The sequence below is a fragment of the Gordonia sp. GONU genome (genome assembly GCF_024733855.1).
Lineage (GTDB): Bacteria > Actinomycetota > Actinomycetes > Mycobacteriales > Mycobacteriaceae > Gordonia > Gordonia amicalis.
Genome location: NZ_JANRHB010000001.1, coordinates 193,752 through 219,463 on the forward strand (window position 1 = coordinate 193,752; position 25,712 = coordinate 219,463).

The window sequence follows — 25,712 nt, forward strand, 5'->3', positions numbered from 1 at the left end:
GTCCTCTGGTTCGAGAGCCTCCTAGCTCAACCGCCTCGGTCCGGTGTCCCGCCTGTCGGGCACCGGGCCGACGCGTATCTGGGCATTGAGTACCGATGCGCCGTCCACCGAGACGAGGATGGGGTCGCACAGCACCTCGCGCACCTCGGGGATGTCGTCGACCAGGGTGGAGATCCGCAGGAGCAGGTCGACGAGCGCCTCCTTGTCGGCTGGCTCCTCACCGCGGTAGCCGTTGAGGAGCGGCGCCGATCGCGGCTCGTCGATCAGTTCTCGCGCGTCGAGTTCGGCGAGCGGGATCGCGCGATACCCGTGATCGCCCAGCAGGTCGAAGGTCCGTCCCGACAGCCCGAACGAGATCACCGAACCGAAGGACTCGTCGTCGCGGACTCGGATGACCGTGCCGACGCCCTTCGGTGCCATCTTCTGGACGTGGAGGACGTGGTCGCCGGTCAGCTCGCTCAGCTCGGCGAAGGCGTTCACGACGGCGGTCGCGTCGGGCAGGTCGAGCCGGGCGCCCTCGCGGTCGAGACGTCCCCGCCACTTCGACGAGGTCGCCTTCACCGCGACCGGGAAGCCGAGTTCGCGGGCCGCCGCCGACGCCTCGTGCATCGTCGTGACCTCACGGAACGGGACGACCGAGATGCCGTACCACCGCAGCAGCCTCGCCGACTCGACCTGGCCGAGAAGACGGTCCGACGACGAGCCGTCGGAGTCCATCGCCTCGCGGACGTACATGCGGGCCGCCTCCGGATCGGTGCCCTCGGCCCGATGGACGACCGACTCCGGCCGCATCCGCCACTTGGCGTACTGCCAGGCGCGCGCGAGAGCTGCTGCGGCGCGCTCCGGGCTGGCATAGGACGGGATGGAGCCGCGTTCGGGCAGACCGTTCGGGCCGGGTTTCGTGAGGCCCGGCGGGATACCCTCGACGGCGAGGAACGTGGTGACGATCGGTTTGGCACCGTCGGCACCGGGGGTGTTGGCCGCGGCCATGAGCGCGCGGGCGTGCCAGTCGGCGTCGACGGCCACCGGCGGCACGAAGACGACGACGATCGCGTCGACGCCGGTGTCGGTCATTGCCGCCGACACGGCGTCCTCGAACAGTTCCTCCGTCGCCCCCGCGCCGAGATCGATGTTGTCGACCACCTCCAGGCCGCCGTTGCGGGCCTGGTCGGCGGCGAGGCTGCCCAACACCGACGAGTTGCCGATGATGCGGACGCGGGGTCCGCGCGGCAGCGGCTGATAGGCGAACAACGCCGCGCAGTCGAACAGTTCGGGGATCGTGTCGACCTGGATGACACCGGCCTGCTCGAGCATCATGCGCGCGATCTGGTCGTCGAAGTTGGCCGCGGACCGGGCCGCGCGCACCGGGCTCATCGCTCCCCTGCCCGACTTCACCGCCACGATCGGCTTGGCCCGCGACACCCGGCGGGAGATGCGGGAGAACTTCCGCGGGTTACCGAAGCTCTCGAGGTAGAGCAGGATCACATCGGTCGAGGCGTCGCTGTCCCAGTACTGCAGCAGGTCGTTGCCGGAGACGTCCGCGCGATTCCCGGCGGAGACGAAGGTCGACAACCCGATCTGGCGCCGGGCGGCGGTGTCGAGGATCGCGATGCCCAATGCGCCGGACTGGCAGAAGAACCCGACCCGGCCGGCGGCGGGGATGCGCGGCGCGAGCGTGGCGTTCAGCGCGATACCGGCGTCGTTGTTGGCCACGCCCAGCGCGTTCGGGCCGACGAGCCGCATGCCGTGTTCGCGGACCTGCGCGACGAGGCGTCGCTCGTTCTCCAGACCCTCCTCCTCGCCGGAGTCACCGAAACCGGACGACACGACGACGAGGGTCCGCACGCCCTTCACCAGGCAGTCGTCGAGGACGTCGTTGACCCGGGACGCCGGGACCGCGACCACCGCGAGGTCCACCGGATCCGGGATGTCGCGCACCGTCTCGTAGGCGCGGATGCCGCGCACCGACGGCGGACGTTCGTGAGTGCGCCGCCGGTTCGGCGACGTCGGGCGGCCCGGGCGCTGTGACCCGGGGCTCGGCGGTTCCTCCTCGACTCGGGCGGGCCCGTTCACCGGGAAGACCGGACCGGTGAACCCCCCGGCGATGATGTTGGCCAGCAGCGCGTTTCCGACCTTGTTCGGGTCGGTCGACGCGCCGATCACCGCGACCGAGGTCGGGCGCAGCAGGTTCGCGACGCTGCGGGCTTCCGACGCGTTCTCGCGGGCGTTGCGCACCGACAGCAGTGCCTCGGTGGGGTCGATCAGGAACTCCACATGCACCGTCGAGCCGTCGAAGCTGCGGGCCAGCTGGTAGCCGGCGTCCCGGAACACGGCGACCATGTTCGGGTTCTCGCTGAGCACCTCGGCCTCGAAGCGGGTGAAACCGTTCTCGGCCGCGGCGCCGGCGAGATGTTCGAGCAGGACCGGTCCGAGGCCGCGGCCCTGGTGTTCGTCGGCGACGACGAAGGCGACCTCGGCCGACTCCGGCTTGCCGTCGAAGGCGAGCCCCTCGTAGATGCCGACGGCGATGATCTCGCCACCGAGCACCGCCACGATCGCGACGCGCTGCTGGTGGTCGACGGTCGTCATCCGCGCCACCTCACGGGGCGGCAGGGTGGGCGTCGGACCGAAGTACCGCATGTAGCGGGTTCGTTCGGAGAGCTTGGAATGGAAGGCGACGATCCGGTCGGCGTCGTCGGGCACGATGGGCCGCAGGTGCACGACACCGCCGTCGGAGGCCAGCACGTCGGCTATCCAGTGCCGCGGATAGTCCCAGGCGCCACGGGGTTCGGGCTGATCGGCCAACGCCTGCGGCGCGGTCGTGGAGTGTTCTGGGGTGGACGACACGTCCTGATCAGTCACGGGGATCCTCCGGGTCGAGACCGTGCAGAGGGTACACCGCGCGGCGGGTCGCGAGGATGGCGCGATCGGTCTGTCGCTGTGCCGTCGCGCTCACCCCCTCGGGCGGCTCCTGGCCGGCGTCGCCGTCCCACGGCTGATAATCGACGTCACCGCCGTCACCCATCACCCCGACCGGCGGCCGGGCGTAGTCGGAATGCACCTGCGTCGAGATCTGTTCGGCTGTGGCGCACCAGGATTCGTCGATGGTCGCGGTGACGTCCACCTCGCGGTCGAGCGCCACGCCCAGCAGGTGGGTCCAGCTGCGCGGCACCACGTTGACCACGCCGTATCCGCCGCCGCCGACCGCGATCCAGCGCCCCTCGCAGTACTTGTCGGCGAGCTCACGCATCGCGATCATCGCCGCGCGCTGACCGTCGACGGTGAGCGACAGGTCGGTGAGCGGGTCGGCGCGATGACTGTCGGCGCCGCACTGGCTGACGATGATCTGCGGTTTGAACCCGGCGATCAGCGACGGCACGACGGCGTGGAAGGCCCGCAGCCACAGCCGATCCTCGGTGTTGGGCATCAGCGCGAGGTTGACCGCACTCCCCTGCGCGTCGCCGTCGCCGACCTCGGTCGGCCAGCCGGTCCCCGGCCACAGCGTCGCCGGATGCTGGTGCAGCGAGACCGTCATCACCCGCGGATCCGCCGCGAACTCCACCTGGACGCCGTCGCCGTGATGGGCGTCGACGTCGATGTAGGCGATCCGGTCGAATCCCTTGTCCAGCAGATATCTGATCGCGATCGCGCAGTCGTTGTAGATGCAGAAGCCCGCGGCGCGTGCCCGCATCGCGTGATGCATGCCGCCGCCGATGTTGACCGCGCGGGTCGCAGCGCCGGAGGCCACGGTCTGCGCGGCGGCGAGGGTGCCGCCGACGAGGAGCCGGGCGGCCTCGTGCATCCCGGCGAACACCGGGTTGTCGGCGTCGCCGAGTCCGAACAGCCGCTCGAGGAGCGGACCGGACAGCGACGCGGTGCCGGAACCCACCGCGCGGACGGCGTCGATGTAGTCGCGGCTGTGCACCACGGTGAGCGCGTCGTCGTCGATGGCCTGCGGCGGGACGGTCTCGACGTCGTCGAGCACGCCGAGGCTCTGGGCGAGGGTCATCGTCAGCGCGAGCCTCACGGGGTTCATCGGGTGGGTGTGGGCCCACCGGTAGGACAGGAAGTCCTCGCTCCAGATGACGGCCGTCGCAGAAGTGTCGGTCACACGTTCAGGCTAGTGGTTCAACTCGCGGCCGGGTGAGCGATGTCGGTTCGACCACACGTGCGTACCGTCAGGGTCGTGGTGACGAGACGACGGCCCCTGAGAGGGCGGTCACCGTGGGTAAACAGGGTAATCTTGGCGGGGACGAAAGGGATTGGGCACAGTGAACGATCTGGTTGACACCACCGAGATGTATCTGCGGACGATCTACGACCTCGAGGAAGAGGGGATCGTGCCGCTGCGGGCGCGCATCGCCGAGCGCCTCGACCAAAGCGGTCCGACCGTGTCCCAGACCGTTGCCCGGATGGAGCGCGACGGACTTCTGCGCGTCGCGGGCGACCGCCACCTCGAGCTGACCGAGCGCGGCCGTTCGCTGGCCGTCGCGGTGATGCGCAAGCATCGCCTCGCCGAGCGGCTCCTGGTCGATGTGATCGGCATGCCCTGGGATCAGGTCCACGAGGAGGCCTGCCGCTGGGAGCACGTCATGAGCGAGAACGTCGAACGTCGTCTGCTCGCCGTGCTCGAGTACCCGACGACCTCGCCCTACGGCAACCCGATCCCGGGTCTGGAACTGCTCGGCGTCGAGGTGCCCACTACCGACGACGGCGCGACCCGTCTCGCAGATCTGCCCGCCGGCGACACCGTGGCCGTCATCGTGCGGCGCCTGTCGGAGCACGCACAGTCCGACGTGGGTCTCATCTCGCAGCTGCGGGAGGCCGGGGTGGTGCCGAATGCCCGGGTGACGGTGACCAACTCCGCGGGCATCATCACGATCAACACGCCCGGGCACGAGGGTCTGGAGCTCTCCCCGGACATGGCGCACTCGGTGTTCGTCGAGAAGGTCGTCGAGAAGGTCTGAGGCAGTGAAGGTCTGAGGCAGTAGAAGTCTGAGGCAGTGAAGGTCTGAGGCCGTCACATCCGGAGATCACCCGGCGGCGCGCCGGGTGATCTCCGGCATCCGCACCCCGAGCGCCAGGGCGGTGGCGTACGAACCGTCGATCATCTCCCACAGTTTGCCGGGTCGGACTCCCGAGCGCAGGCAGCCGTCGAGGAGTCCGGCGAGCTTCGCGTCCGGGTCGGATTCGAGGGCGACGTCGAGTGCGACGCCCGCGTAGGCCCCTTCCCCACCGATGTAGTGCAGGTGCGCGAGCAGGGTCGCGGCCCCGGCCCGTCCGGGCCCGGCGAGTCGCCGGGTGAGTTCCCGCCAGACCAGCTCAGCGTCCTCCCGTAGGTCGGTGACCGCGAGGACGAGCAGCGCATCGCGGGTGCGGGGTCGTACGACGGCCTGTTCCAGCAGCGCGACCTCGGTGCAGTCCAGCGACTCCCCGGCGTCGGCGATCGAGTCCATCACCAGGTCCAGCAGGTGTGCGTCGGACAGCGACCCGACCGGGAGGACCCGACAGTCGTCGCAGTCCGGGCCCGGCCGTGAGGCGCTGCATTCGCCGTCGACGGGTTCGAGCATCGCCCGCATCTCCGACCGGCGCGGCAGGATTCGACGGCCCGATTTCACGGCCTCGGCGATGGCGGTCGGACAGGTCTGCGGATCGTCGAGAACTCCACCGTGGTCGTCGACGACGTCGATCGACCACGCCTGCCCGTCGGGACACCAGATGACCGACCACGGCGCCCCGGGATCGAACGCGGCCACCGCGAATCCGGCAGCGACGCCCCCGATCGCGCCGAAGTGCCGGTCGGCGATCGCGAGCACCCGCCGATATTGCGCACTGTCGGCCGGAAAACGGTCGTCGGCGACTATCGCCACGACCTCCTCGGCGCCATAGGAATCTGTGATCGACCCGAGGCCGGCCAGCACCGTGGACAGCTCGGGTGTCGGGTTCCCGGTGTCGTCGAGGGCCAGGTCGTGTCGCATGGTGGCCGAGATCCCACGGTCGGGCGCGAAGGCGACGACGATGATCGAGCGCTCCGGCAGGAAGCCGAGCAGCGCCGGGATCGCCGTGAGCAGCGTCGTCGGATCGATGGGGTCACGGTAGAGGCGCGAGGACGCCGAGAATCTGGGCATGCACGAGAGCATCTGTCGTGCCCGGCCCCCACGACGGCGAGCCGGGAGACCTGTGGACAACCTCCGCGGCCCGTCCACAGGCCGGCGGGTCTCAGCCGAAGGCCGCCGACACCGCCTTCGTGAACAGCTCGTCGAGCGCCGCCGAATCCTCTGCGGGTACCGGACCTGCTGCGGGCCAACGATATTCGGCATACACGCGAACCCCGTCGCGCTCGCCGATCAGGGCGAGCGAGCTGGTGGTCACCGGCGCGGTACCACCACCGGTGACGATCGTGCGACGGATGGTCGCGGTCGCGACGCCGTCGGGTGCCGGCGGTGCGGGCAGGACCTCAGTGGTCACTGTCGACGACGCACCGAAGGTCGTCGTGGTCAGTTCCGGGCATTTCTCGGCGCGGCCCACGACCTCGGCGAGCGACGTGTCGACGTGTGCGACGACGGTGGTCAGGGTCGATCGTTCCGCGGTCCCGGGACCGAGAAGGGCGACCGCGCCGTCGGCGGACACCGGTGAGGGTGCGCACTCGGCCGGTGACACCTCGGTGTTGCTCCCCTGTCCGGGTGCCGGACCACCGGTGACGTCGGCGAGCGCGTTGGCCACCGCCTGAGGCGGGATCGGGCTCGCCGGACCACCCGGGAAATCCGAGGCGGCCACCGACCTCGACGACAGGTCCGGATTCGACGACTGGGCGTCGCCCTGGATCGAGCACGCCGACAGGACGCCACCGGCGAGAACGGTGCAGGCAGCGGCCAGCACGAACACGCGCAGGCGGCGGCCACAAGACGTACGGGGCGTAACGGTTGCCGGGGTCACAGCGATCTACTGTGCCACCGCGACCGCTCACCCACGCGGGTGACACACCCAATTCGGGAATCCCCGGCGCGACGATGTCGTTGCACTGTTGGTGTTTCGCCGGATGCCCGTGCTCACCCGCGACCCCGGTGCGAGACAATGAGACATATGACGAGAATCCAGCCGTGCTGTGCCACGGCTGCCACGTACAAGGAGGGATGACGTGGACGAGCAACCTGCGCGGAACGACGCGCTGTACGAACTCGCCTTTCCCGCTCCGCAGGTCACCCGTGCCGATGGCACGGGCCCGGTTCTGATCCATGCGCTCGAGGGGTTCGCCGACGCCGGCCACGCCGTCGCGCTGGCGGCCACCCATCTCCGGGACAGCCTGGAGTCGGAACTGGTCGCGACGTTCTCCTCCGACGAACTGATGGACTACCGCTCCCGGCGCCCGACGATCTCGTTCAGCGGGGAGACCTTCACCGAGGTCGAGATGCCGGCACTGACGCTGCACGCGATCCGCGACAACGCGGGCAAGGGCTTCCTGCTGTTGGCGGGCGCCGAACCCGACCTGCGCTGGGAACAGTTCGTCGACGCGGTGCGCCGCCTGTCCGACCGACTCGGAGTCACGGATGTCATCGGTCTCAACGCGATCCCGATGGCGGTGCCGCATACGCGCCCGCCGTCGATCACCGCACACGGCAGCGACCCCGACGCCCTGGGGAACCTCCCCCGCTGGGGTTCGGCGATGAAGCTGCCGGCCAGTGCCTCGATGCTGCTCGAACTGCGGATGAGCGAGCACGACTACCGAGCCTCGGGCCTGTCGGTCCACGTGCCGCACTACCTGGCGCAGACCAACTACCCGGCCGCGTCCGCGCGACTGCTCGGCGCAGTCGCCGAGCTGGCCGGTCTGGACCTGCCGCTCGCCGCGCTGGAGAGCGCCGCCGCGAAGGTGCGCGCACAGGTGGACACCGAGGTCGAGGGCAACAGCGAGATCGAGTCGGTCGTCACCGCACTGGAGACCCAGTACGACACCTTCACGCAGGCCGCCGAGGAGCGCGCGTCGCTGTTGGCCGCCGAGGAGTCGCTGCCCAGCGGTGACGAGCTCGGTGCCGAACTCGAACGATTCCTCGCCGAACAGGCCGCCGAGCAGAGTTCGAAGGACGACGAGCCCGGAGACGAGGGACCGCAATCGTCGATCTGACCGCGAGCGCGGCGGCCCTGGCGCCCGTCGACGACGAGGACCAGGCGCTCGACACCTACACGCAGTGGTGGACCGATCGCGGCCTCGACCTGTACGAGCACCAGGAAGAGGCACTGCTCGAGCTGCTCGCCGGCAGCCACGTCATCCTGGCGACCCCGACCGGCTCGGGGAAGTCGCTCGTGGCCGCCGGCGCCCTGTATTTCGCGCGCTGCCGGGGTGAGCGCGCCTTCTACACCGCGCCGATCAAGGCCCTCGTCAGCGAGAAGTTCTTCGAGCTGTGCGCGATGTTCGGTGCCGACCAGGTCGGCCTGCTGACCGGTGACGCGACGGTCAACCCGGACGCGCCGATCATCTGCGCCACCGCCGAGATCGTCGCGAACCTCGCCCTAGCGGCCGGTGGCGACAGCGACATCGGCACGCTCGTCGCCGACGAGTTCCACTATTACGGTGAGCCCGACCGTGGCTGGGCGTGGCAGGTGCCGCTCATCGAGCTGCCCTCCACCCAGTTCCTGCTGATGTCGGCGACGCTCGGCGACGTCTCCTTCTTCGTCGACGACCTCACCCGCCGCACCGGCCGGGACACGGTCGAGGTCACCGGCGCCCAGCGTCCCGTGCCCCTCGAACACGACTATGCGATGACGCCCATCCACGAGACGATCGCCGATCTCGTCGAGCGCGGACGTGCACCGATCTACGTGGTGCACTTCACCCAGGCCGCTGCCGTCGAACGCGCGCAGGCATTGCTGAGCGTCAAGATCTGCGACAAGGAGCAGAAGGCCGCGATCGCCGAGGCCATCGGCGACTTCCGGTTCTCCACCGGCTTCGGCAACACCTTGTCGAAGCTGCTGCGCTCGGGCATCGGCGTCCATCACGCCGGGATGCTCCCCCGATACCGGCGGCTCGTCGAACGTCTTGCGCAGCAGGGACTGCTGAAGGTCATCGCCGGCACCGACACCCTCGGCGTGGGCATCAACGTGCCGATCCGGACGGTGTTGTTCGCCGGGCTGAGCAAATACGACGGCCGTCGCGTCCGCCGCCTCCGGGCGCGGGAGTTCCATCAGATCGCGGGCCGCGCCGGCCGGGCCGGCTTCGACACCGTCGGCTATGTGGTGGCCCAGGCACCCGAGCACGACGTGGAGAACGCCCGCGCCGTCGCCAAGGCCGGCGACGATCCCAAGAAGCTGCGGAAGCTGGTGCGCCGCAAGCCTCCCGAAGGCTTCGTATCCTGGGGTGAGAAGACCTTCACCCAGCTGATCGACGCACCCGACGAGCCGTTGCGGTCGCATTTCCAGATGACCACCGCGATGCTGCTCGAGGTCCTGGGTCGGCCCGGCGATTGTTTCGCCGCCGTCCGGCACCTGCTCGAGGACAACCACGAACCGCGTGATCGTCAACTGCGCCACATCAAGCACACCATCGAGTTGTACCGCGGTCTGCGCGATGCCGGGATCGTCGTGCAGCTCGACGCCCCCGATGAGACCGGACGGCACATCGCGATGAGCGTGGACATGCCGGAGAACTTCGCGCTGACCAATCCGCTGTCGGCCTTCGCGATGGCCACGTTCGAGATCCTCGACCCGGAGTCCTCCACGTACGCACTGGATGTGATCTCGATTCTCGAGTCGACGCTGGAGAACCCGCGGCCGTTGCTGCTGGCCCAGCGCAAGGTGGCCCGGGACGCGGCGATCGCCGAGATGAAGGCCGACGGGATCGAGTACGAGGAACGGATGTCGCGCCTGGAGGACATCTCCTGGCCGCAACCCCTCTTCGAGGAGATCTTCGGCGCGTTCGAGATCTATCGGCGCGGCCACCCCTGGGTGGCGTCGTTCCCGCCCAACCCGAAGTCGGTACTCCGCGAGATGCTGGAGAAGGCCATGACCTTCACCGAGCTGATCTCCGCGTACGGGCTGGCCCGGAGCGAGGGCGTCGTGCTGCGTTACCTGTCCGACTGCTATCGGGTTCTGCGCCAAGGTGTTCCGACCAGCGCCGTGACGCCGGAGATCGAACAGATCGTCGTCGACCTCGGCACCATGGTCCGCGAGGTCGATTCGAGCCTCGTCGACGAGTGGGAGGCACTCGCCGCCGAGGCTGCGGAGGCCTGACCGCCTAGACCGACGTGACGGCGCCCGTCTCGGCGACGAGCTCACCGATGATCGACCCGAGTTCCCGATACGACTCGTCGTGGCGTGCGGACCGCCGGAACACCAGCCCGATCCGGCGCCCCGGACGCGGCGAGGCGAACGTGGCGATCGCCAGGTCCCCCGATGCGGTCTCCGAGGCGACCGCGGTCTGCGGGATGAGGGTCACCCCGAGACCGCCGACGACGCAGTGCACGGCCGTCGTCAGCGACGCCGCGCGGGTCTGTCCCAGATCAGGACGCACACCCGCGAGCGCGCACACCTCCAGCGCCTGGTCCCGCAGGCAATGCCCCTCGTCGAGGAGCAGCAACGGCAGGTCGGCCAGGGCGCTGGGATCCACTCGGCGCTTTCCGGCGAGAGCGTGCCCGGCCGGCAGGGCGAGGACGAAATCCTCAGTGTAGAGCGGCACCTCGACGATCCCTGGGATCTCGAGCGGCAGCGCGAGGAGCGCCACGTCGAGCGTCCCGCCCCGCAGTTGCTCGACGAGACGGGCGGTCTGCTCCTCGACGACTCGAGGGCGCAGGTCGGGAAGTCTCTCACCGAGACCGCGCAGCACGGCCGGCAGCACATAGGGCGCGACGGTCGGGATGACACCGAGACGGATCGTCCCGTGCAACGGCCGTCCGGCACCCGCGGCCGCCGCCGTGAACTCGTCGACGGCGTCGACGGCCGCGATCGCCCGCGGCAGCAGTTCCTCTCCGTCCGGGGTCAGCAGGACGCGGCGCGTGGTGCGCTCCACGAGCGTCACCCCGAGGCCCGCCTCGAGCGCCGACAAGGCCTGCGAGAGCGAGGGCTGACTCACGCCCAAATCCGTTGCGGCGGCACCGAAGTGTCTGCGCTGGGCCAGGGCGACGAAGGCGCGCAGTCCGGCGACGGTCGGCTGATAAGTTTTATCGGGCATGGCTATCAGTGTAGTGCTACTAATCACGTTTCGCTTTCGCGCAAAATCCGGCACGATGGTACTCGTACGTCGCGAAATTCGTTCGCGCGCAGTTTCCGTACACTCACTCACTCAGCTGAAGGAGCGATACATGGCCCTGCTCACCATCGGTGACCAGTTCCCCGCCTACAACCTCACCGCCGTGATCGGCGGCGACCTCAGCAAGGTCAACGCCCAGCAGCCCGATGACTACTTCACCACCGTCACCTCCGACGACCACCCCGGTCAGTGGCGCGTCGTCTTCTTCTGGCCCAAGGACTTCACGTTCGTGTGCCCGACGGAGATCGCCGCATTCGGCAAGCTGAACGACGAGTTCGCCGATCGCGACACCCAGGTGCTCGGCGCCTCGGTCGACAACGAGTTCGTCCACTTCCAGTGGCGTGCACAGCACGAGGACCTGAAGACCCTCCCCTTCCCGATGATGAGCGACCTCAAGCGCGAACTGGCCACCGCTGCAGGCGTTCTCAACGCCGACGGGGTCGCCGACCGCGCCACCTTCATCGTCGATCCGAACAACGAGATCCAGTTCGTGTCGGTCACCGCGGGCTCGGTGGGACGCAACGTCGACGAGGTCCTTCGTGTCCTCGACGCCCTGCAGTCCGACGAGTTGTGCGCCTGCAACTGGAAGAAGGGCGACCCGACGATCAACGCCGGCGAGCTCATGTCCTCGGGCGTCTAGAGGGGATCAGATGAGTATCGACAACCTCAAGGAAGCCCTTCCGGAGTACGCGAAGGACCTCAAGCTCAACCTGGGCTCGATCAGCCGGACCACCGCGCTGAATGAAGAGCAGCTGTGGGGCACGCTGCTGTCGACCGCCGCCGCCACCAAGAACGCCAAGGTGCTCAGCGAGATCGCCGACGAGGCCGCCGACATCCTGTCGGCCGAGGCGTACAACGCCGCCCTGGGCGCCGCGTCGATCATGGGCATGAACAACGTGTTCTACCGTGGCCGCGGCTTTCTCGACGGCAAGTACGACGACCTGCGTCCCGGCCTGCGGATGAACATCATCGGCAACCCGGGCGTGGACAAGGCCGCATTCGAGCTGTGGTCGTTCGCCGTATCCTCGGTCAACGGCTGCGGGCACTGCGTCGCCGCCCACGAGAACACCCTGCGCGAGGCCGGCGTCGACCGGGAGGCGATCTTCGAAGCCCTCAAGGTCGCCTCGATCGTGACCGGCGTGGCCCAGGCCATCGCCACCACCGAGGTGCTCGCGAACGCCTGATAGCGCGTCCAGACAACAAGGCCCGGTTATCGATTCGGTAACCGGGCCTTGTTGTATCCACTGCCGCGCGGGCGGCCCCTCTGCTGCCTGAGGCGCGAGCGAAGCGAGCCACGAAGGCCCTGGCGAGATGCGTCCGAAATCCTCACCAGCCCTTCGAGGCTCGTCGCTTACGCTCCTCGCACCTCAGGGAGCGAGGGGTCGGGTCGCTACTTTCGGATCAGGGGGCGCTTGTGCTCAGCTCAGCGCGGCCCGCATACGGTCGGCGAGTTCGCCGACCTCGTCGGTCGTCATCACGAAGGCCGGCGAGATCTGCAGCGCGCCCTGTCCCGCGGCGCGCGTGCTGACACCGTGCTCACGCAGCTTCACCACCGCCGCCGGAGCCGATGCCGGGTCGGCGAGCTGGACCGCGGTGACCGCACCGAGGCCGGTGCGCACCTCGGCGACCGAATCGAGGTCGGCCAGCGGGGACAACGCCGTGGCGAGATCCCCCTCGAGCCGCGTCGCCTCCGCGAGCAGGTTCTCGCGGCGGATGATCTCGAGATTGGCCAGCGCGGCGGCCGCCGCGGCGGCGTGACCGCCGTAGGTGTAGCCGTGGCGCCACCAGACGCCGCCGGCGAAGAACGGTTCGGCGACGCGCGGCGCGATGAAGACCGCACCCATCGGCACATAGCCCGAGGTGAGGCCCTTGGCAGTGGTGATCATGTCCGGCTGCAGGTCGAAGCGCGCCGAGGCGAACCACGAGTCGCCGGCGATACGACCGAAGCCGGTGACGACCTCGTCGACGACGAACAGGACGTCGTGGTCGCGGCAGATCGCGCGAACCTCGTCCAGGTATCCGGCCGGCGGCAGGTAGATGCCACCGGCACCGATGATCGGCTCGCAGAAGAACGCGGCGATGTTGTCCGCACCGACCCGCTCGATGAGGCCGAGCAGGCTCTTCGCGTCATCCCAGTCGACGTTCTGCACGTCGTGCATGAGCTCGCCGTAGCCGTCGTGATTGAGGGGGATGCCCGCCAGCGACGTACCGGCGACGTGCATGCCGTGATACGCCTTCGTGCGGCTGACGACGACGCGCTTGCCGGGCTTGCCCTGCTCCACCCAGTACCGGCGGGCGAGCTTGACCGCGGTGTCGATCGAGTCGCTGCCGCCCGAGGTGAAGAAGATCTTGGAACCGGGCACCGGTGCGATCGCGGCCAGCTCGTCGGCGAGCTGCAGCGTGACGTCGCTCGCGATGTCCCCGAAGTTGGAATAGTGCGCGATGGTGCCGAGCTGACGCGCCACCGCGTCGGCGATCTCGGTGCGGCCGTGGCCCACGTTGGTGAACCAGAGACCGGCCGTCGCGTCGAGATAGGACTTGCCGTCGCGGTCCCAGATGCGGGTTCCCTCACCCTTGGTCACGACGAACGGGCCACTCGCGGTCACCGCACCCATGTCGGCGAAACCGTGCCACAGAGCGCCAGGAGTATCGGACAGTGCCCTCGAAGAATCAGCCATGGCCCCCATGATGCCGGGCGAGGTGAACACCCCCGGCAGCGACCCATATCCTGGAGACATCATGTCGGTCGAGTCCCCAGATCCAGCCCCGCGAGATCCTCAGCCCGGCATCTCCCGATCCCAGCTGTTGCGCTCGCTCGACGAGGTGGGGATCCTCGACGCTCACCGACTCCGCCGCCGGGTCGACAAGCTGGGCCGCACCCCCGACCCACGCAAGTGGGAGCAGCTCGTCGCCGACGTGGCCAAGGCACGCAACCGCCTCGAACGGCGCCGGGCAGGCGTGCCGGTGCTGCGCTTCCCGGACGAACTCCCCGTGTCGGCAGCTCGTGAGGAGATCGCCGACGCCATCCGGGACCATCAGGTCGTGGTGGTGGCCGGCGAGACCGGCTCGGGTAAGACAACACAGCTACCGAAGATCTGCCTCGAACTCGGGCGCGGCATCCGCGGCACGATCGGGCACACCCAGCCGCGTCGTATCGCGGCGAGCTCGGTGGCCAAACGCATCGCCGACGAGACCGACACCGAACTCGGTGACGCGGTCGGCTACTCGGTCCGGTTCACCGACCGTTCGGGGGCCGACACCCTGATCCGCGTGATGACCGACGGCATCCTGCTCCGCGAGATCGCCACCGATCCGATGCTGCGGCGCTACGACACGCTGATCATCGACGAAGCCCACGAGCGCAGCCTCAACATCGACTTCATCCTCGGCTATCTGCGCCGGCTGCTGCCGCAACGACCGGACCTGAAGGTGATCATCACCTCGGCCACCATCGAACCCGCCCGTTTCGCACGGCATTTCAGCACACCCGACGCCTCGGTGCCGGTCATCGAGGTGTCCGGTCGCACCTACCCCGTCGAGATCCGTTACCGGCCCCTGAGCCTCCAGGAACGCCCGGACAGCGGCGACGACACCGGGGGCGGCGAGCACGCCGACCTCGACCAGATCCAGGGCATCGACGCCGCGATCGACGAGTTGTGGGCCGGCGGCCGGGGCGACATCCTGGTGTTCCTACCCACCGAGCGCGACATCCGCGAGACCGCGGATGCGTTGCGGCGCCGCACCGGAACCGGCCGCGATGGCGGTGCGGAGATCGTCCCGCTGTTCGCACGTCTGTCGATCGCCGACCAACAGAAGGTCTTCGCTCCGTCGAACGGTCGACGGATCGTCCTGGCCACCAATGTCGCCGAGACATCGGTCACGGTGCCCGGCATCCGCTACGTCATCGACACCGGCACCGCTCGCATCAGCCGGTACTCGACCCGCACCAAGGTGAATCGTCTTCCCATCGAACCGGTCTCGCAGGCCAGCGCCCGCCAGCGCGCCGGCCGATGCGGTCGCGTCGCGCCGGGTGTCTGTATCCGGCTCTACAGCGAGAACGACTTCGACTCGCGGCCGGCGTTCACCGACCCGGAGATCCTGCGCACCAACCTGGCCGCGGTCATCCTGCAGATGACCTCGCTCAAACTCGGTGAGATCGCGGATTTCCCGTTCGTCCAGCCGCCCGACGAGCGCGCGATCCGCGACGGTATGGGCGTGCTGACCGAACTCGGCGCGATCACCGTGAGCCGCGAAGGCGGCCCGCCGCGCCTCACCCCCGTCGGCCGTTCGATGTCGCGGATACCGGTCGACCCGCGGATCGCCCGCATGCTGATCGCGGGTCGCGAACTCGGCTGCCTCGACCACCTGCTGGTCATCGCGTCCGCGATGTCGCTGCCCGATCCGCGCGAACGGCCGGCCGAACATCGCGAGGCGGCCGACGCCTCCCATCGTCGATTCGTCGTGCCGCAGTCGGACTTCCTGTCCTACGTCGAACTGTGGCGATACCTGGACGAACAGCGCAAGGAGTTGTCCGGCAGCAGGTTCCGGCGGATGTGCGAGCGGGAGTTCCTGCACTTCCTGCGCATCCGGGAGTGGCGGGACCTGCACCGTCAGCTCACCGAGATCGTCAAGGATCTCGACTGGCCCGTGCGTCCGGCCGGCGAGGAGTTGCCGCAGGTCGACGCCGATGCCGTCCACCGCGCGATCCTGTCGGGTCTGCTCAGCAACATCGCGGTCCGCAACACCGAGGGTCGTGAATTCACCGGGGCGCGGAACACGACGCTCATGATCTTCCCGGCGTCGCCGCTGGCCAAGAAACCGCCGGCGTTCATCATGGCCGCGGAGGTCCTGGAGACCTCCCGGCTGTTCGCGCACACGGTCGCCGGGATCGATCCGTTGTGGGCGGAGAAACTGGCCGGGGATCTGGTCAAACGCACGCACAGCGAGCCGCACTGGTCGTCGAAACGTGGCGCCGCGATGGCGTACGAGCGGGTCACCCTCTACGGCGTCACCCTCGTCGCCCGTCGCCGCGTCGACTACGGTCCCATCGACCCGGTCGTCTCGCGCGAGCTGTTCATCCGCCATGCCCTCGTCGAGGGAGACTGGCGTACCCAGCACCCGTTCTTCGAACGCAACCGCGCCCTCCTCGAGGCCGCCGCCGACGTCGAGAACCGTAGGCGCGAACGCGGACTCGTGATCACCGAGGATCAGCTCTTCGAGTTCTACGACAACCGGGTCGGCGCCGAGGTCACCTCCGCACGTCACTTCGACACGTGGTGGAAGAAGGCACGGCGCAGCGATCCTGCCCTTCTGGACCTCAAGCCCGAGGATGTCACGGCAACCGCCGAGGCCGCACCGACCGACTATCCGGGTGCGTGGCAGCAGGGCGACACCCGACTCGAGCTCCGCTACCGGTTCGAACCCGGCGCACCCGATGACGGTGTCACCGTGATCATCCCGCGCGCACTGCTGCCCCACGTCCGGTCGGCGGGCTTCGACTGGTCCGTGCCCGGGATGCGGTCGGAACTGGCCACCGCACTGGTGAAATCGCTGCCCAAGAGGTTGCGCAAGTCGATGTCCCCCGCCCAGCGGTTCGCCGACCTGGCGCTGGCCCGTCTCACGCCTCGCAGCGAACCGCTCGCGGTCGGGCTCGCCCGCGAACTCACCACGATCACCCAGATGACGGTCACCGCCGCCGATTTCGACCTCGACCGGATTCCCCTCCATCTGCGGATGCATTTCGCGGTCGCCGACGACGACGGACGGATCACCGCGCGTGCCGACTCGATCGACGAGCTTCAGCGTGCGACGACGCCCGCGGCGTCGAAGACGGTGAAACGCACGCTGTATCGCAGCTGGACCGACGACGGCATCGGCACTCTCGCCGCGCAGCGGACCGTCGACATCGCCGGTCAGCGCCTCACCAGGTACCCGACCGTCGACGCGATCACCGACGACGCCGGACGTACACGCGGGGTGGTCGTGATCGACGCGGTGTCGGAGCAGGCCCGAGATCGCCTGGCGGAGAGGGGGATCGTCGCGCTCCTCGACCTGGCGATCCCGCCACTGCACCGGCGCGTGGCGAGTTCGCTCGGCGCCGCCGGCCGGCTGGCGTTGAGCCAGAGTCCCTATGCGGATCTCGATACATTGCTGGCCGACTGCACACGCCGGGCGATCCGCGACGTCGTCGCCGGCCTTCACGCCGGGACCGCGTCCGCCGTGCGTTCACCCGAGGCGTTCCGCACCCTGACGGAGAAGATCCGTCCACGGATCACCGAGTCGGCTCCGGAGTATTTCTCTCTCGCGGTGGAGTCGCTCGGCTCGGTGGCGCCGGTACGCGCCGCGATCGACCGTCATGCGGGTTCGCTCGCCGCCGACGACGTCGCCGAACAACTCGACAACCTCGTCTTCGACGGATTCGTGGCCGCCACTCCGCGACATCATCTGGAGAACGTGCCGCGCTACCTCGCGGCCGCCGAGGCACGGTTGACGGCACTCCCGGCTTCCGCCGCGCGAGATCAGGCCGGAGTCGCCGTGATCGACCGCGTGACCGAACGGTGGGCGCAGCGGCTGGCCCAGGTACCCGAACACCGGAAAGCGCACGTCAACGACGAGGCGCAGTGGCTCGTCGAGGAGCTGCGGGTCGGATTGTTCGCCGAACGGCTGGGCACCGCGTTCCCGGTGTCGGAGAAGCGGGTCCTACGAACTCTTGACCGACTCGGCTGAAGCGGCCCGGAGGTCGTCGATCTCGCGCTGGAAGTCCTCGAGGGAGTCGAAGGACCGGTACACCGACGCGAAGCGCAGGTAGGCGACCTCGTCGAGGTCCCGCAGCGGCTTCAGGATCGCGAGTCCCACCTCATTGCTGGGGATCTCGGCCGAACCACTGGCGCGGACGGTGTCCTCGACCTGCTGGGCGAGCTGGGCGAGAGCGTCCTCGGCGACGTGGCGCCCCTGGCATGCGCGCCGGACACCTCGCATCACCTTCTCGCGACTGAACGGTTCGGTGACGCCGTTGCGTTTCACCACCGAGAGGACCGCACTCTCCACGGTCGAGAAGCGTCGCCCACACTCCACGCAGGAGCGGCGGCGCCGGATGGCCTGCCCCTCATCAGCGACACGCGAGTCGATGACCTTGGTGTCGTCGTTCTTGCAGAAGGGGCAGCGCATCGTATCCTCACGCAGGTCACGGGACGCTCTGATGCAGCCGCGCCGCATGCCGGGCCGGTGCTCGGCTGGTCCCTGTGGCATCGAGGATACCGCCCGGCCTCAGTGGTACCGGGGGGTGAGGAGCGGCTGGCCGACGCGCAGCCCGCTCGACGCGAGGTCATTCAGCTGGATGATCTCGTCGACGACGGCCTCACGCGGCATCTCGGGGGCGACCCGCGAGGCGATCGTGCTCAGCGAGTCACCCGACCGAACGTGCACGACCTCGGTGCCGACCGCGGCAGGCGTGACCGACGCGGCGTAGTTCTGGCCGACGACCGCGATGACCCACACGGCCAGGGCGAGCGCGACGCCGGCGAGGACAGCGGTCGCCGTGCGGCGACGCCGGCGGATGACGGCCGCGGGAGCCGCCTCGGCGGGACGCCACGCCGGGACCACCGGTCCACGACCGCGCATACCCACCGGCGACGCGCACTGGGTGGACGCGACGCGGCGGACCCGGACCGCCGATTCCGGCACCGGACGGTTGTCGACGGGCCGCCGGGCGTCTCCCCGACGTGTCGGGCGCGGACGCTCCAGGACGTCGCCGCGGACGGGACCGCCGTGCCGGGCGGGGTCGTGCCGGGCGGGGTCGAGGTGGACGGGGTCGATGAGAGTGGCGGTGCGCATGGTGCCCTCCGTGTATCCGGTCGAACGGTGTTCGTGAGTGGGACCGCGTCGTCCCGGTCGAACTGTTCGAATGTCGATCATCCGTTCGATGAACTGATGTTCGATTTGTAGCACGGCACTCCGACAATTGTCTCGCGACACGTCGAACAAATGTTTGATGCGGTCGGCGTTCTCGGCTAGGCTCGTCGAAAGACAAGCGATCTACCAGCACGTTCGGAATCGAGAGGAACCCGATCATGAGCGATGACGGCGGTAAGCGCACCGGAGCGCGGGGCGCCGACGAGCCCGTCACCCCGGCGGACATGGCGGCTGCCGAGGCGTCGCTGACGCCGCGGCAGCGCGGAGTTCTCGAGGTGATCCGCAAATCCGTGCGAGAACGCGGTTACCCGCCGAGCATCCGCGAGATCGGTGACGAGGTGGGTCTCACCTCGACCTCCTCGGTCGCCCATCAGCTGCGGACGCTCGAACGCAAGGGCCTTCTCAAACGTGATGCCAACCGTCCGCGGGCGGTGAACATCGCGCCGAGCGAACCCCCGACGCCGACCTCGCCGACCGGCGGAGCACTGCCCGAACCCACTTTCGTACCGGTGCTCGGCCGGATCGCCGCAGGCGGACCGATCCTCGCCGAGGAAGCCGTCGAGGACGTGTTCCCACTCCCCCGGGAGCTCGTCGGCGAGGGATCGCTGTTCCTGCTGAAGGTCGTCGGCGAGTCGATGATCGACGCCGCGATCTGCGACGGCGACTGGGTCGTCGTCCGCCAGCAGAACGTGGCCGACAACGGCGACATCGTGGCCGCGATGATCGACGGCGAGGCCACGGTCAAGACCTTCAAACGCCAGAAGGGTCATGTCTGGCTGATGCCGCACAACGAGTTGTTCGACCCGATCCCGGGCGACGAGGCCGTCATCCTCGGCAAGGTCGTCACCGTAATGAGGCGAGTCTGACCTCGTCACTGTCGAGTACCGCGGCGACCGCCGCGCGAGCTGCAGCCGGATCGGTGGCGGCCAGCGCGGCCGCCGCCGCGTTTTCGCAGGTTGCCAGGGTGACCGCGCCGAGCCGGGCGCCGACCGCGGGCGCCGCGACGGGAGCGCTCGACAACGAGGTCACCCCGAGTCCGACCAGCACGCAGGCGAGATGCGGATCGGCCGCGGCCTCTCCGCAGACGCCCACCGGTTTGCCCTGATCACGTCCGGCCCGGGCGACCGTTGCGACGAGATGCAGCACGGCCGGCTGCCACGGATCGGTCAGCGATGCGAGCTCGGCGGACATTCGGTCAGCGGCCATCGTGTACTGCGTGAGGTCATTGGTGCCGATCGAGACGAAGTCCACCTCGGCCAGGATCGCCGGGGCCAGGATCGCCGCGGCGGGAACCTCGATCATCACACCGGCGACGAGTCCACGCTCGCGCACCTGCGCGGCGAATGTCGCCGCCTCGGCGGGTGAGGCGATCATCGGGGCCATGACCCACGGCTGCGCGTCGGCCTCCAGCGCCGCCCGGGCGATCGCGTCGAGCTGGCGCGCGCGGATCTCGGGGTGCGCCAAGGCGATTCGATCGCCGCGCACACCGAGTGCCGGGTTGGCCTCGTCGGGATGGGTCACGAAGCGCAGCGGCTTGTCCGAGCCGGCGTCGAGGGTGCGGATGACCACCTTGCGGCCGTCGAAAGCGTCCAGCACCTCGCGATAGATGCCCGCCTGCTCGTCGACCGAAGGCTCCTCGGCGCGCTCGAGGAAGGCCAATTCGGTACGGAACAGTCCGACACCCTCCACCGGGTGATCGGTTGCTGCGCGGGCCGACGACCCGTCGGCGACGTTGGCCAGGATCGCCACCTCCACCCCGTCGCCGGTGCGACCCGGACCCGACCATCCGGCGACGCGAGCGGCGTGACGCCGATACTCCTCGACTCGGGCTCGCGCGGCGGTGTCATCGGGGTCGACGGCGATCTCACCCGTGGTGCCGTCGACGAGGATCGCCGTACCCGCATCGATCCCGACGAGTCCGGACACCGCGACGACGCACGGGATGCCGAGCTGACGGGCGATGATCGCGGTGTGGCTGGTGGGCCCACCCAGTCGCGTCACGAGGGCAATCGTGGTGGTGGGGTCGAGGCCGGCCGTGTCGGCGGGTGCGAGGTCGTCGGCCAGCAGGATCGAGGGCACCTCCGGCGTGGACAACCCGGGTTCGGGCAGTCCCAGGAGCTCGGCGAGCACGCGGTCGCGGACGTCGTTGAGGTCCGTGACCCGCTCGGCCATCAGGCCGCCCAGCTTGGTGAACACCGCGGCGAACTGTTCGGTGGCGGCAACGGCGGCCGACGGTGCCGGCGTACCCCTGGCGATCAGGGCCGACGCCGCACCGATCCAGCCGCGGTCTTCCGCGAGTCCGGCGGTGGCGGCGAGTACTTCCGCGGCGACGCCGGTGTTCTGCGACGCGCGCTCACGGAGTCGCGCGGCGACGACGCCTGCCGCCGCAGTGAATCGTGCGACCTCCTCCGGGCGCTGGTCCTCGGAGATCTCGACACCGGCGCCGAGCGCCTCCGCACTGTGGTCGGGACGGCGTCCCGGCCACAGTGCGGGTCCATGAGCCACACCACCGACGACCGGCGTCCCCGTCAGAATCTGCGTCATGTGACCACGGTTACAAATTTGGCTTGACTTGTCAACATAAAAAGGCGTAAACACAGTTACTACAACATTCAAAGCCACATATTCCCACATTTCGCGGTGGCCGAGTGAGCAGGAACGATCAGAACGGAGCCGGTGTGTACGCCGAGGAGAGACAGCAGGCCATCGCCGAGGAGGTTCGCGTCGCAGGGCGCGCCTCGGTCGCCGAGCTCGCCGCGAAGTTCGACGTGACCAGCGAGACGGTTCGGCGCGACCTGGCCGTTCTCGAACGCGGCGGGCACCTGCAGCGCGTCCACGGCGGTGCCGTCCGCCCCGAGGTGATGCGGGTGATCGGTGAACTCGGCATCGCCGAACGGGAGACCGAACAGATCGAGGAGAAGGCCGCCATCGGCCGCGCCGCCCTCCGTTTCCTGCCGCCCGACGGCGGATCGGTGCTCTTCGACGCCGGCACCACCACGTTCCGTGCCGCGGAGGTCATGCCGCGGGACCGCGATCTGACGCTGATCACCAACAGCCTGCCGATCGCCGGGTTGCTCGCCGGCCGCCATGCGGACGGTCTGCACGCCCTGGGCGGTCGCGTCCGCGGACTCACCCAGGCCACGGTGGGCGCCGAGACGGTCGCCGCACTGGGACGGCTGCGCGTGACGACCGCATTCATCGGCACCAACGGCCTCAGCGAAGCGCACGGTCTGTCGACGCCCGACCCCGACGAGGCGGCGGTGAAGGCGGCGATGGTTGCCGCGGCCCGACGCGTCGTCGTCCTCGCCGACAGTTCGAAGATGGAGCGCGAGGAGCTGTCGGGATTCGCCGGCATCGACGACATCGACGTCCTGATCACCGACTCCGGTATCGATCCGAGGTTCTCGGCCGCCCTGTCCGCCCGCGGCGTCGAGGTCGTGATCGCATGATCCTCACCGTCACAGCCAATCCCAGCGTCGACCGCACCCTCGAACTCGACACCCCGCTCCGGCGCGGCGAGGTCCAGCGAGCCGGTGTGGTCCGCGCCCAACCGGGCGGCAAGGGCGTCAACGTGGCCCGCACCGTCGCCGCCGCCGGACTACCGACCCGGGCACTGCTCCCGGCGCGTGCGGGCGACCCGCTGCTCGCCGCCCTCGACGAGCTCGGACTCCCCTACGACGCGGTCCCCGTGGACGGCGAGGTGCGCTCGAACGTGACCATTGCCGAAGCCGACGGCACCACCACCAAGATCAATGCCCCGGGCGTCAGCCTGACGGCGGCTCAACTGGCCGCGCTGAGCGCACTGATCCGCACCTACGCGGACGGCGCGGACTGGGTCACGCTGTGCGGATCACTGCCGCCCGGCGTACCGGAGGACTGGTATCGGACCGTCGCCGACGCCCTGGTCACCGCCGGTTGCCGCGTGGCGGTGGACACCTCGGGAGCACCGCTGCGTGCGGCCGCCGCCGGACGAGTCGACCTGATCAAGCCGAACGAGGACGAACTCGCCGAACTCACCGGCACCGATCCGGCAGAGTTGCGGGAATCGCTCTCCCGCAACGACCTCCGTCCCATCGTCGCCGCGTCCACGGCGCTCGTCGAGCAGATCGGCGGCGCCGTGCTGGCCACGCTCGGGGCACGGGGCGCGGTCCTCGCCACCGCGGCGGGCGTCTGGTGCGCGACGCCGCCACCCACCGTTCCGCGCAGCACCGTCGGCGCGGGTGATTCCTCCCTCGCCGGATTCCTCGTCGCGCAGACGCGTGGCGCGTCGGCTCCCGACTGTCTGCGGTCCGCCGTCGCCTACGGTTCGGCCGCCGCCGCACTGGCGGGCACCTCCTCCCCCACCCCCCACCACCTCGACCTGTCCGGGGTCACGGTCACGGAACTCTCCGGGGCCGCCCCGATGAACTGAACCGAATCCCCCACCGGGCACCCGACCACTCCGCCCCTCTCCATGCCGAAGGACATCCCATGACCGAGCAGATCATCACCGCCCAGACGGTGAGTCTCGACGTCGACGCCGGTGCAGACCCCGCCGCCGTCATCACCACCCTCGCCGACGCCCTGGCCGCTGCCGGACGGACCACCGACCCCGCCGATCTGGCCCGCGCGGCACTCGAGCGGGAAGCCAAGTCGGCCACCGGGCTCCCCGGCGGCATCGCCATCCCTCACGCGCGCACCGCATCGGTGACGACGGCGAGCCTTGCCATGGCGCGACTGTCGCGCCAGGTCGACTTCGGGGCACCCGACGGGCCGGCCGACCTCGTCTTCCTCATCGCCGCCCCCGAGGGCGGTGCGGCGGCGCACATGAAAGTGCTGAGCTCCCTGGCGCGTTCGCTGGTCCGCCCCGACTTCGTCGCGTCCCTCCGCGCCGCCGAGAACGACGAACGCATCATCGAACTGGTCACCGAGGCCATCGATCCCGACGCCAAGAAGACCGAGACCACGACCGCAACCACTTCCCCGGCAGCGCCGATGGCGCCGGCCACGGACACCCCGGTCACCGCCCGGACGCCGGCGCAGAACCGGCCGCACATCGTCGCGATCACCGCCTGCCCCACCGGAATAGCGCACACCTACATGGCCGCGGACGCGCTCAGGTACGCCGCGGACCGTGCCGATGTCGACTTCGCGGTGGAGACCCAGGGCTCGTCGGCCACCACGCCGTTCGACCCCGAGGTCATCGCGAACGCGGACGCCGTCATCTTCGCCACCGACATCGGGGTGAAGGGCAAGGGTCGCTTCCACGGCAAGCCGGTGATCGCCTCGGGCGTCAAACGAGCCATCAACGAACCCGATGCGATGATCGCCGAAGCCGTTGCGGCCGGACGGAACCCGGACGCGGCGCGGGTGACCGACGACGGCGGCACCGAGGGCGCCGAGACCGGCGCGTCGTCGGGTGTCGGACTCGGTGCGCGCACTCGTCAGGCACTCATGACCGGTGTCAGCTACATGATCCCGTTCGTCGCGGCGGGCGGCCTGCTCATCGCGCTCGGCTTCCTGCTCGCCGGGTACGAGATCGCCAACAGCACCCTCGACAGCGCCGGGTCCCTGAACGACGCCGTCTACATCGCGCTCAACAACAGCGTCTGGGATCTGCCGTCCGGCGGGCTCCTGCAGTACCTCGGCGCGGTGAGTTTCGCGATCGGATCGGGGGTGATGGGACTCGCCGTCCCGGTCCTCGCCGGTTACATCTCCTTCGCCATCGCCGACCGCCCCGGCATCGCCCCCGGTTTCGTCGCGGGCATCGTGTCCCTCTCCGTCGGCGCCAGCTTCATCGGCGCACTCATCGGCGGTCTCATCGCCGGCGCCGCGTGTCTGTGGATCTCGCGGCTCCCGGTCCCGCAGTGGGCTCGCGGACTGATGCCGGTGGTCGTCATCCCACTGTTCGGCAGCATGATCGTCGGCGGACTGCTCTACATGGTGCTCGGCAAGCCGCTCGCCTGGCTGACCGAGCAGATGAACTCCGGACTGGAGAGCATGTCCGGCGGATCGGCCGTCGTCCTCGGCATCGTGCTGGGCCTGATGATGTGCTTCGACCTCGGCGGTCCGGTCAACAAGACCGCCTACCTGTTCGCAACCGCCGGTATCGCCGACGCGGCGACCGCCGGTCCCGCACAGTTCCAGATCATGGCCGCGGTGATGTGCGCCGGCATGGTCCCGCCGCTCGCCCTGGCCCTCGCCACGGTGCTGCGTCCCGGGCTGTTCACCGAACCCGAACGCGAGAACGGCAAGGCCGCCTGGCTTCTCGGCGCATCGTTCATCTCCGAGGGTGCCATCCCGTTCGCCGCGGTCGACCCGTTCCGCGTCATCCCGTCGATGATGGCCGGCGGCGCACTGTCCGGTGCGCTCATCATGGCGTTCGGTGTGGAGCTCCGCGCCCCACACGGCGGCATCTTCGTCTTCTTCGCCATGAACAACTGGGTGCTGTTCCTCGTGGCCCTCGTCGCCGGCACCGTGCTCAGCGCGGTCGCGGTGACCGCGGCGAAGCAATTCGGCAGGACCAGGGAGGTGGCAGCGGCCGACCTCGAGGCCGTGGCAGCCTGATCCCAGACCCACTCATACC

19 protein-coding genes are annotated in these 25,712 nt (G+C 69.4%); 10 read left to right on the forward strand and 9 right to left on the reverse strand.

Translation table 11 applies throughout. From position 1 onward, the window contains the following. Positions 1–21 precede the first annotated feature (21 nt). Positions 22–2,862, reverse strand: a complete 2,841-nt coding sequence (locus NWF34_RS00885; RefSeq protein WP_024498509.1) for a bifunctional GNAT family N-acetyltransferase/acetate--CoA ligase family protein — start codon at positions 2,860–2,862, stop codon at positions 22–24. After that, complete coding sequence (locus NWF34_RS00890; RefSeq protein ID WP_024498508.1) at positions 2,855–4,111, reverse strand: acetoin utilization protein AcuC; 1,257 nt, start codon at positions 4,109–4,111, stop codon at positions 2,855–2,857. The genes NWF34_RS00885 and NWF34_RS00890 overlap by 8 nt, the downstream gene beginning before the upstream one ends. 160 nt (positions 4,112–4,271) lie before the next feature. On the opposite strand from NWF34_RS00890, the gene NWF34_RS00895 reads away from it, so the two are divergent. Beyond that, entirely contained in the window at positions 4,272–4,967 is a 696-nt protein-coding gene (locus NWF34_RS00895; RefSeq protein ID WP_024498507.1) for a metal-dependent transcriptional regulator, read from the forward strand. Positions 4,968–5,033: 66 nt separating this feature from the next. Here the strand turns inward: NWF34_RS00895 and NWF34_RS00900 are convergent, their stop codons facing one another. Beyond that, entirely contained in the window at positions 5,034–6,128 is a 1,095-nt protein-coding gene (locus tag NWF34_RS00900; RefSeq protein WP_024498506.1) for a DUF4192 domain-containing protein, read from the reverse strand. Between the two features lie 91 nt (positions 6,129–6,219). Further along, entirely contained in the window at positions 6,220–6,885 is a 666-nt protein-coding gene (locus tag NWF34_RS00905) for a hypothetical protein (protein ID WP_024498505.1), read from the reverse strand. Positions 6,886–7,138: 253 nt separating this feature from the next. Between NWF34_RS00905 and NWF34_RS00910 the strand changes: the two genes are divergently transcribed. Beyond that, entirely contained in the window at positions 7,139–8,119 is a 981-nt protein-coding gene (locus NWF34_RS00910; protein WP_024498504.1) for a PAC2 family protein, read from the forward strand. After that, positions 8,116–10,221, forward strand: a complete 2,106-nt coding sequence (locus NWF34_RS00915; RefSeq protein ID WP_035760358.1) for an RNA helicase — start codon at positions 8,116–8,118, stop codon at positions 10,219–10,221. Before NWF34_RS00910 ends, NWF34_RS00915 begins: the two co-directional genes overlap by 4 nt. A gap of 4 nt (positions 10,222–10,225) precedes the next feature. On the opposite strand, the gene NWF34_RS00920 is transcribed toward NWF34_RS00915, so the two are convergent. Next, the gene (locus NWF34_RS00920) at positions 10,226–11,158 is read right to left on the reverse strand and encodes a hydrogen peroxide-inducible genes activator (protein WP_024498503.1); all 933 of its coding nucleotides are present in this window, start codon (positions 11,156–11,158) and stop codon (positions 10,226–10,228) included. Between the two features lie 130 nt (positions 11,159–11,288). Between NWF34_RS00920 and NWF34_RS00925 the strand changes: the two genes are divergently transcribed. Together NWF34_RS00925 and NWF34_RS00930 are read left to right on the forward strand one after the other, a co-directional pair. Then, the gene (locus NWF34_RS00925) at positions 11,289–11,876 is read left to right on the forward strand and encodes a peroxiredoxin (RefSeq protein WP_024498502.1); all 588 of its coding nucleotides are present in this window, start codon (positions 11,289–11,291) and stop codon (positions 11,874–11,876) included. A 10-nt stretch (positions 11,877–11,886) separates the two neighbouring features. Further along, the gene (locus tag NWF34_RS00930) at positions 11,887–12,420 is read left to right on the forward strand and encodes an alkyl hydroperoxide reductase (protein WP_024498501.1); all 534 of its coding nucleotides are present in this window, start codon (positions 11,887–11,889) and stop codon (positions 12,418–12,420) included. Positions 12,421–12,654: 234 nt separating this feature from the next. Here the strand turns inward: NWF34_RS00930 and NWF34_RS00935 are convergent, their stop codons facing one another. Beyond that, positions 12,655–13,914 (reverse strand): aspartate aminotransferase family protein, encoded by a 1,260-nt coding sequence (locus tag NWF34_RS00935; RefSeq protein ID WP_051349601.1) that lies wholly within the window; start codon positions 13,912–13,914, stop codon positions 12,655–12,657. A 61-nt stretch (positions 13,915–13,975) separates the two neighbouring features. On the opposite strand from NWF34_RS00935, the gene hrpA reads away from it, so the two are divergent. Continuing rightward, positions 13,976–17,962: an ATP-dependent RNA helicase HrpA gene (hrpA, locus tag NWF34_RS00940; protein ID WP_024498499.1), complete on the forward strand. Its 3,987-nt coding sequence runs from the start codon at positions 13,976–13,978 to the stop codon at positions 17,960–17,962. On the opposite strand, the gene nrdR is transcribed toward hrpA, so the two are convergent. Then, positions 17,936–18,403, reverse strand: coding sequence for a transcriptional regulator NrdR (gene nrdR / locus NWF34_RS00945; RefSeq protein WP_006436472.1), 468 nt, complete (start codon positions 18,401–18,403; stop codon positions 17,936–17,938). The two genes, hrpA and nrdR, sit on opposite strands and share 27 nt — an antisense overlap. A gap of 99 nt (positions 18,404–18,502) precedes the next feature. After that, positions 18,503–19,069 (reverse strand): LysM peptidoglycan-binding domain-containing protein, encoded by a 567-nt coding sequence (locus tag NWF34_RS00950; RefSeq protein WP_024498497.1) that lies wholly within the window; start codon positions 19,067–19,069, stop codon positions 18,503–18,505. 236 nt (positions 19,070–19,305) lie between these two features. On the opposite strand from NWF34_RS00950, the gene lexA reads away from it, so the two are divergent. Beyond that, positions 19,306–20,013 carry a transcriptional repressor LexA gene (gene lexA / locus NWF34_RS00955; protein ID WP_006436470.1) on the forward strand — a complete coding sequence of 236 codons (708 nt, stop codon included), beginning with the start codon at positions 19,306–19,308 and terminating at the stop codon, positions 20,011–20,013. Here the strand turns inward: lexA and NWF34_RS00960 are convergent. Continuing rightward, positions 19,991–21,691 (reverse strand): phosphoenolpyruvate--protein phosphotransferase, encoded by a 1,701-nt coding sequence (locus NWF34_RS00960; RefSeq protein WP_258324049.1) that lies wholly within the window; start codon positions 21,689–21,691, stop codon positions 19,991–19,993. The genes lexA and NWF34_RS00960 overlap by 23 nt on opposite strands. 134 nt (positions 21,692–21,825) lie before the next feature. Here NWF34_RS00960 and NWF34_RS00965 point away from each other — a divergent pair, with 134 nt between their 5' ends. From NWF34_RS00965 to NWF34_RS00975, 3 genes are read left to right on the forward strand one after another with little or no spacing between them, the layout of a single operon-like run. After that, positions 21,826–22,596 (forward strand): DeoR/GlpR family DNA-binding transcription regulator, encoded by a 771-nt coding sequence (locus tag NWF34_RS00965; RefSeq protein ID WP_024498495.1) that lies wholly within the window; start codon positions 21,826–21,828, stop codon positions 22,594–22,596. Then, positions 22,593–23,558 (forward strand): 1-phosphofructokinase, encoded by a 966-nt coding sequence (gene pfkB / locus NWF34_RS00970; protein ID WP_024498494.1) that lies wholly within the window; start codon positions 22,593–22,595, stop codon positions 23,556–23,558. Before NWF34_RS00965 ends, pfkB begins: the two co-directional genes overlap by 4 nt. 59 nt (positions 23,559–23,617) lie before the next feature. Next, the gene (locus NWF34_RS00975; RefSeq protein ID WP_024498493.1) at positions 23,618–25,693 is read left to right on the forward strand and encodes a fructose-specific PTS transporter subunit EIIC; all 2,076 of its coding nucleotides are present in this window, start codon (positions 23,618–23,620) and stop codon (positions 25,691–25,693) included. The last annotated feature ends 19 nt before the right edge of the window (positions 25,694–25,712 follow it).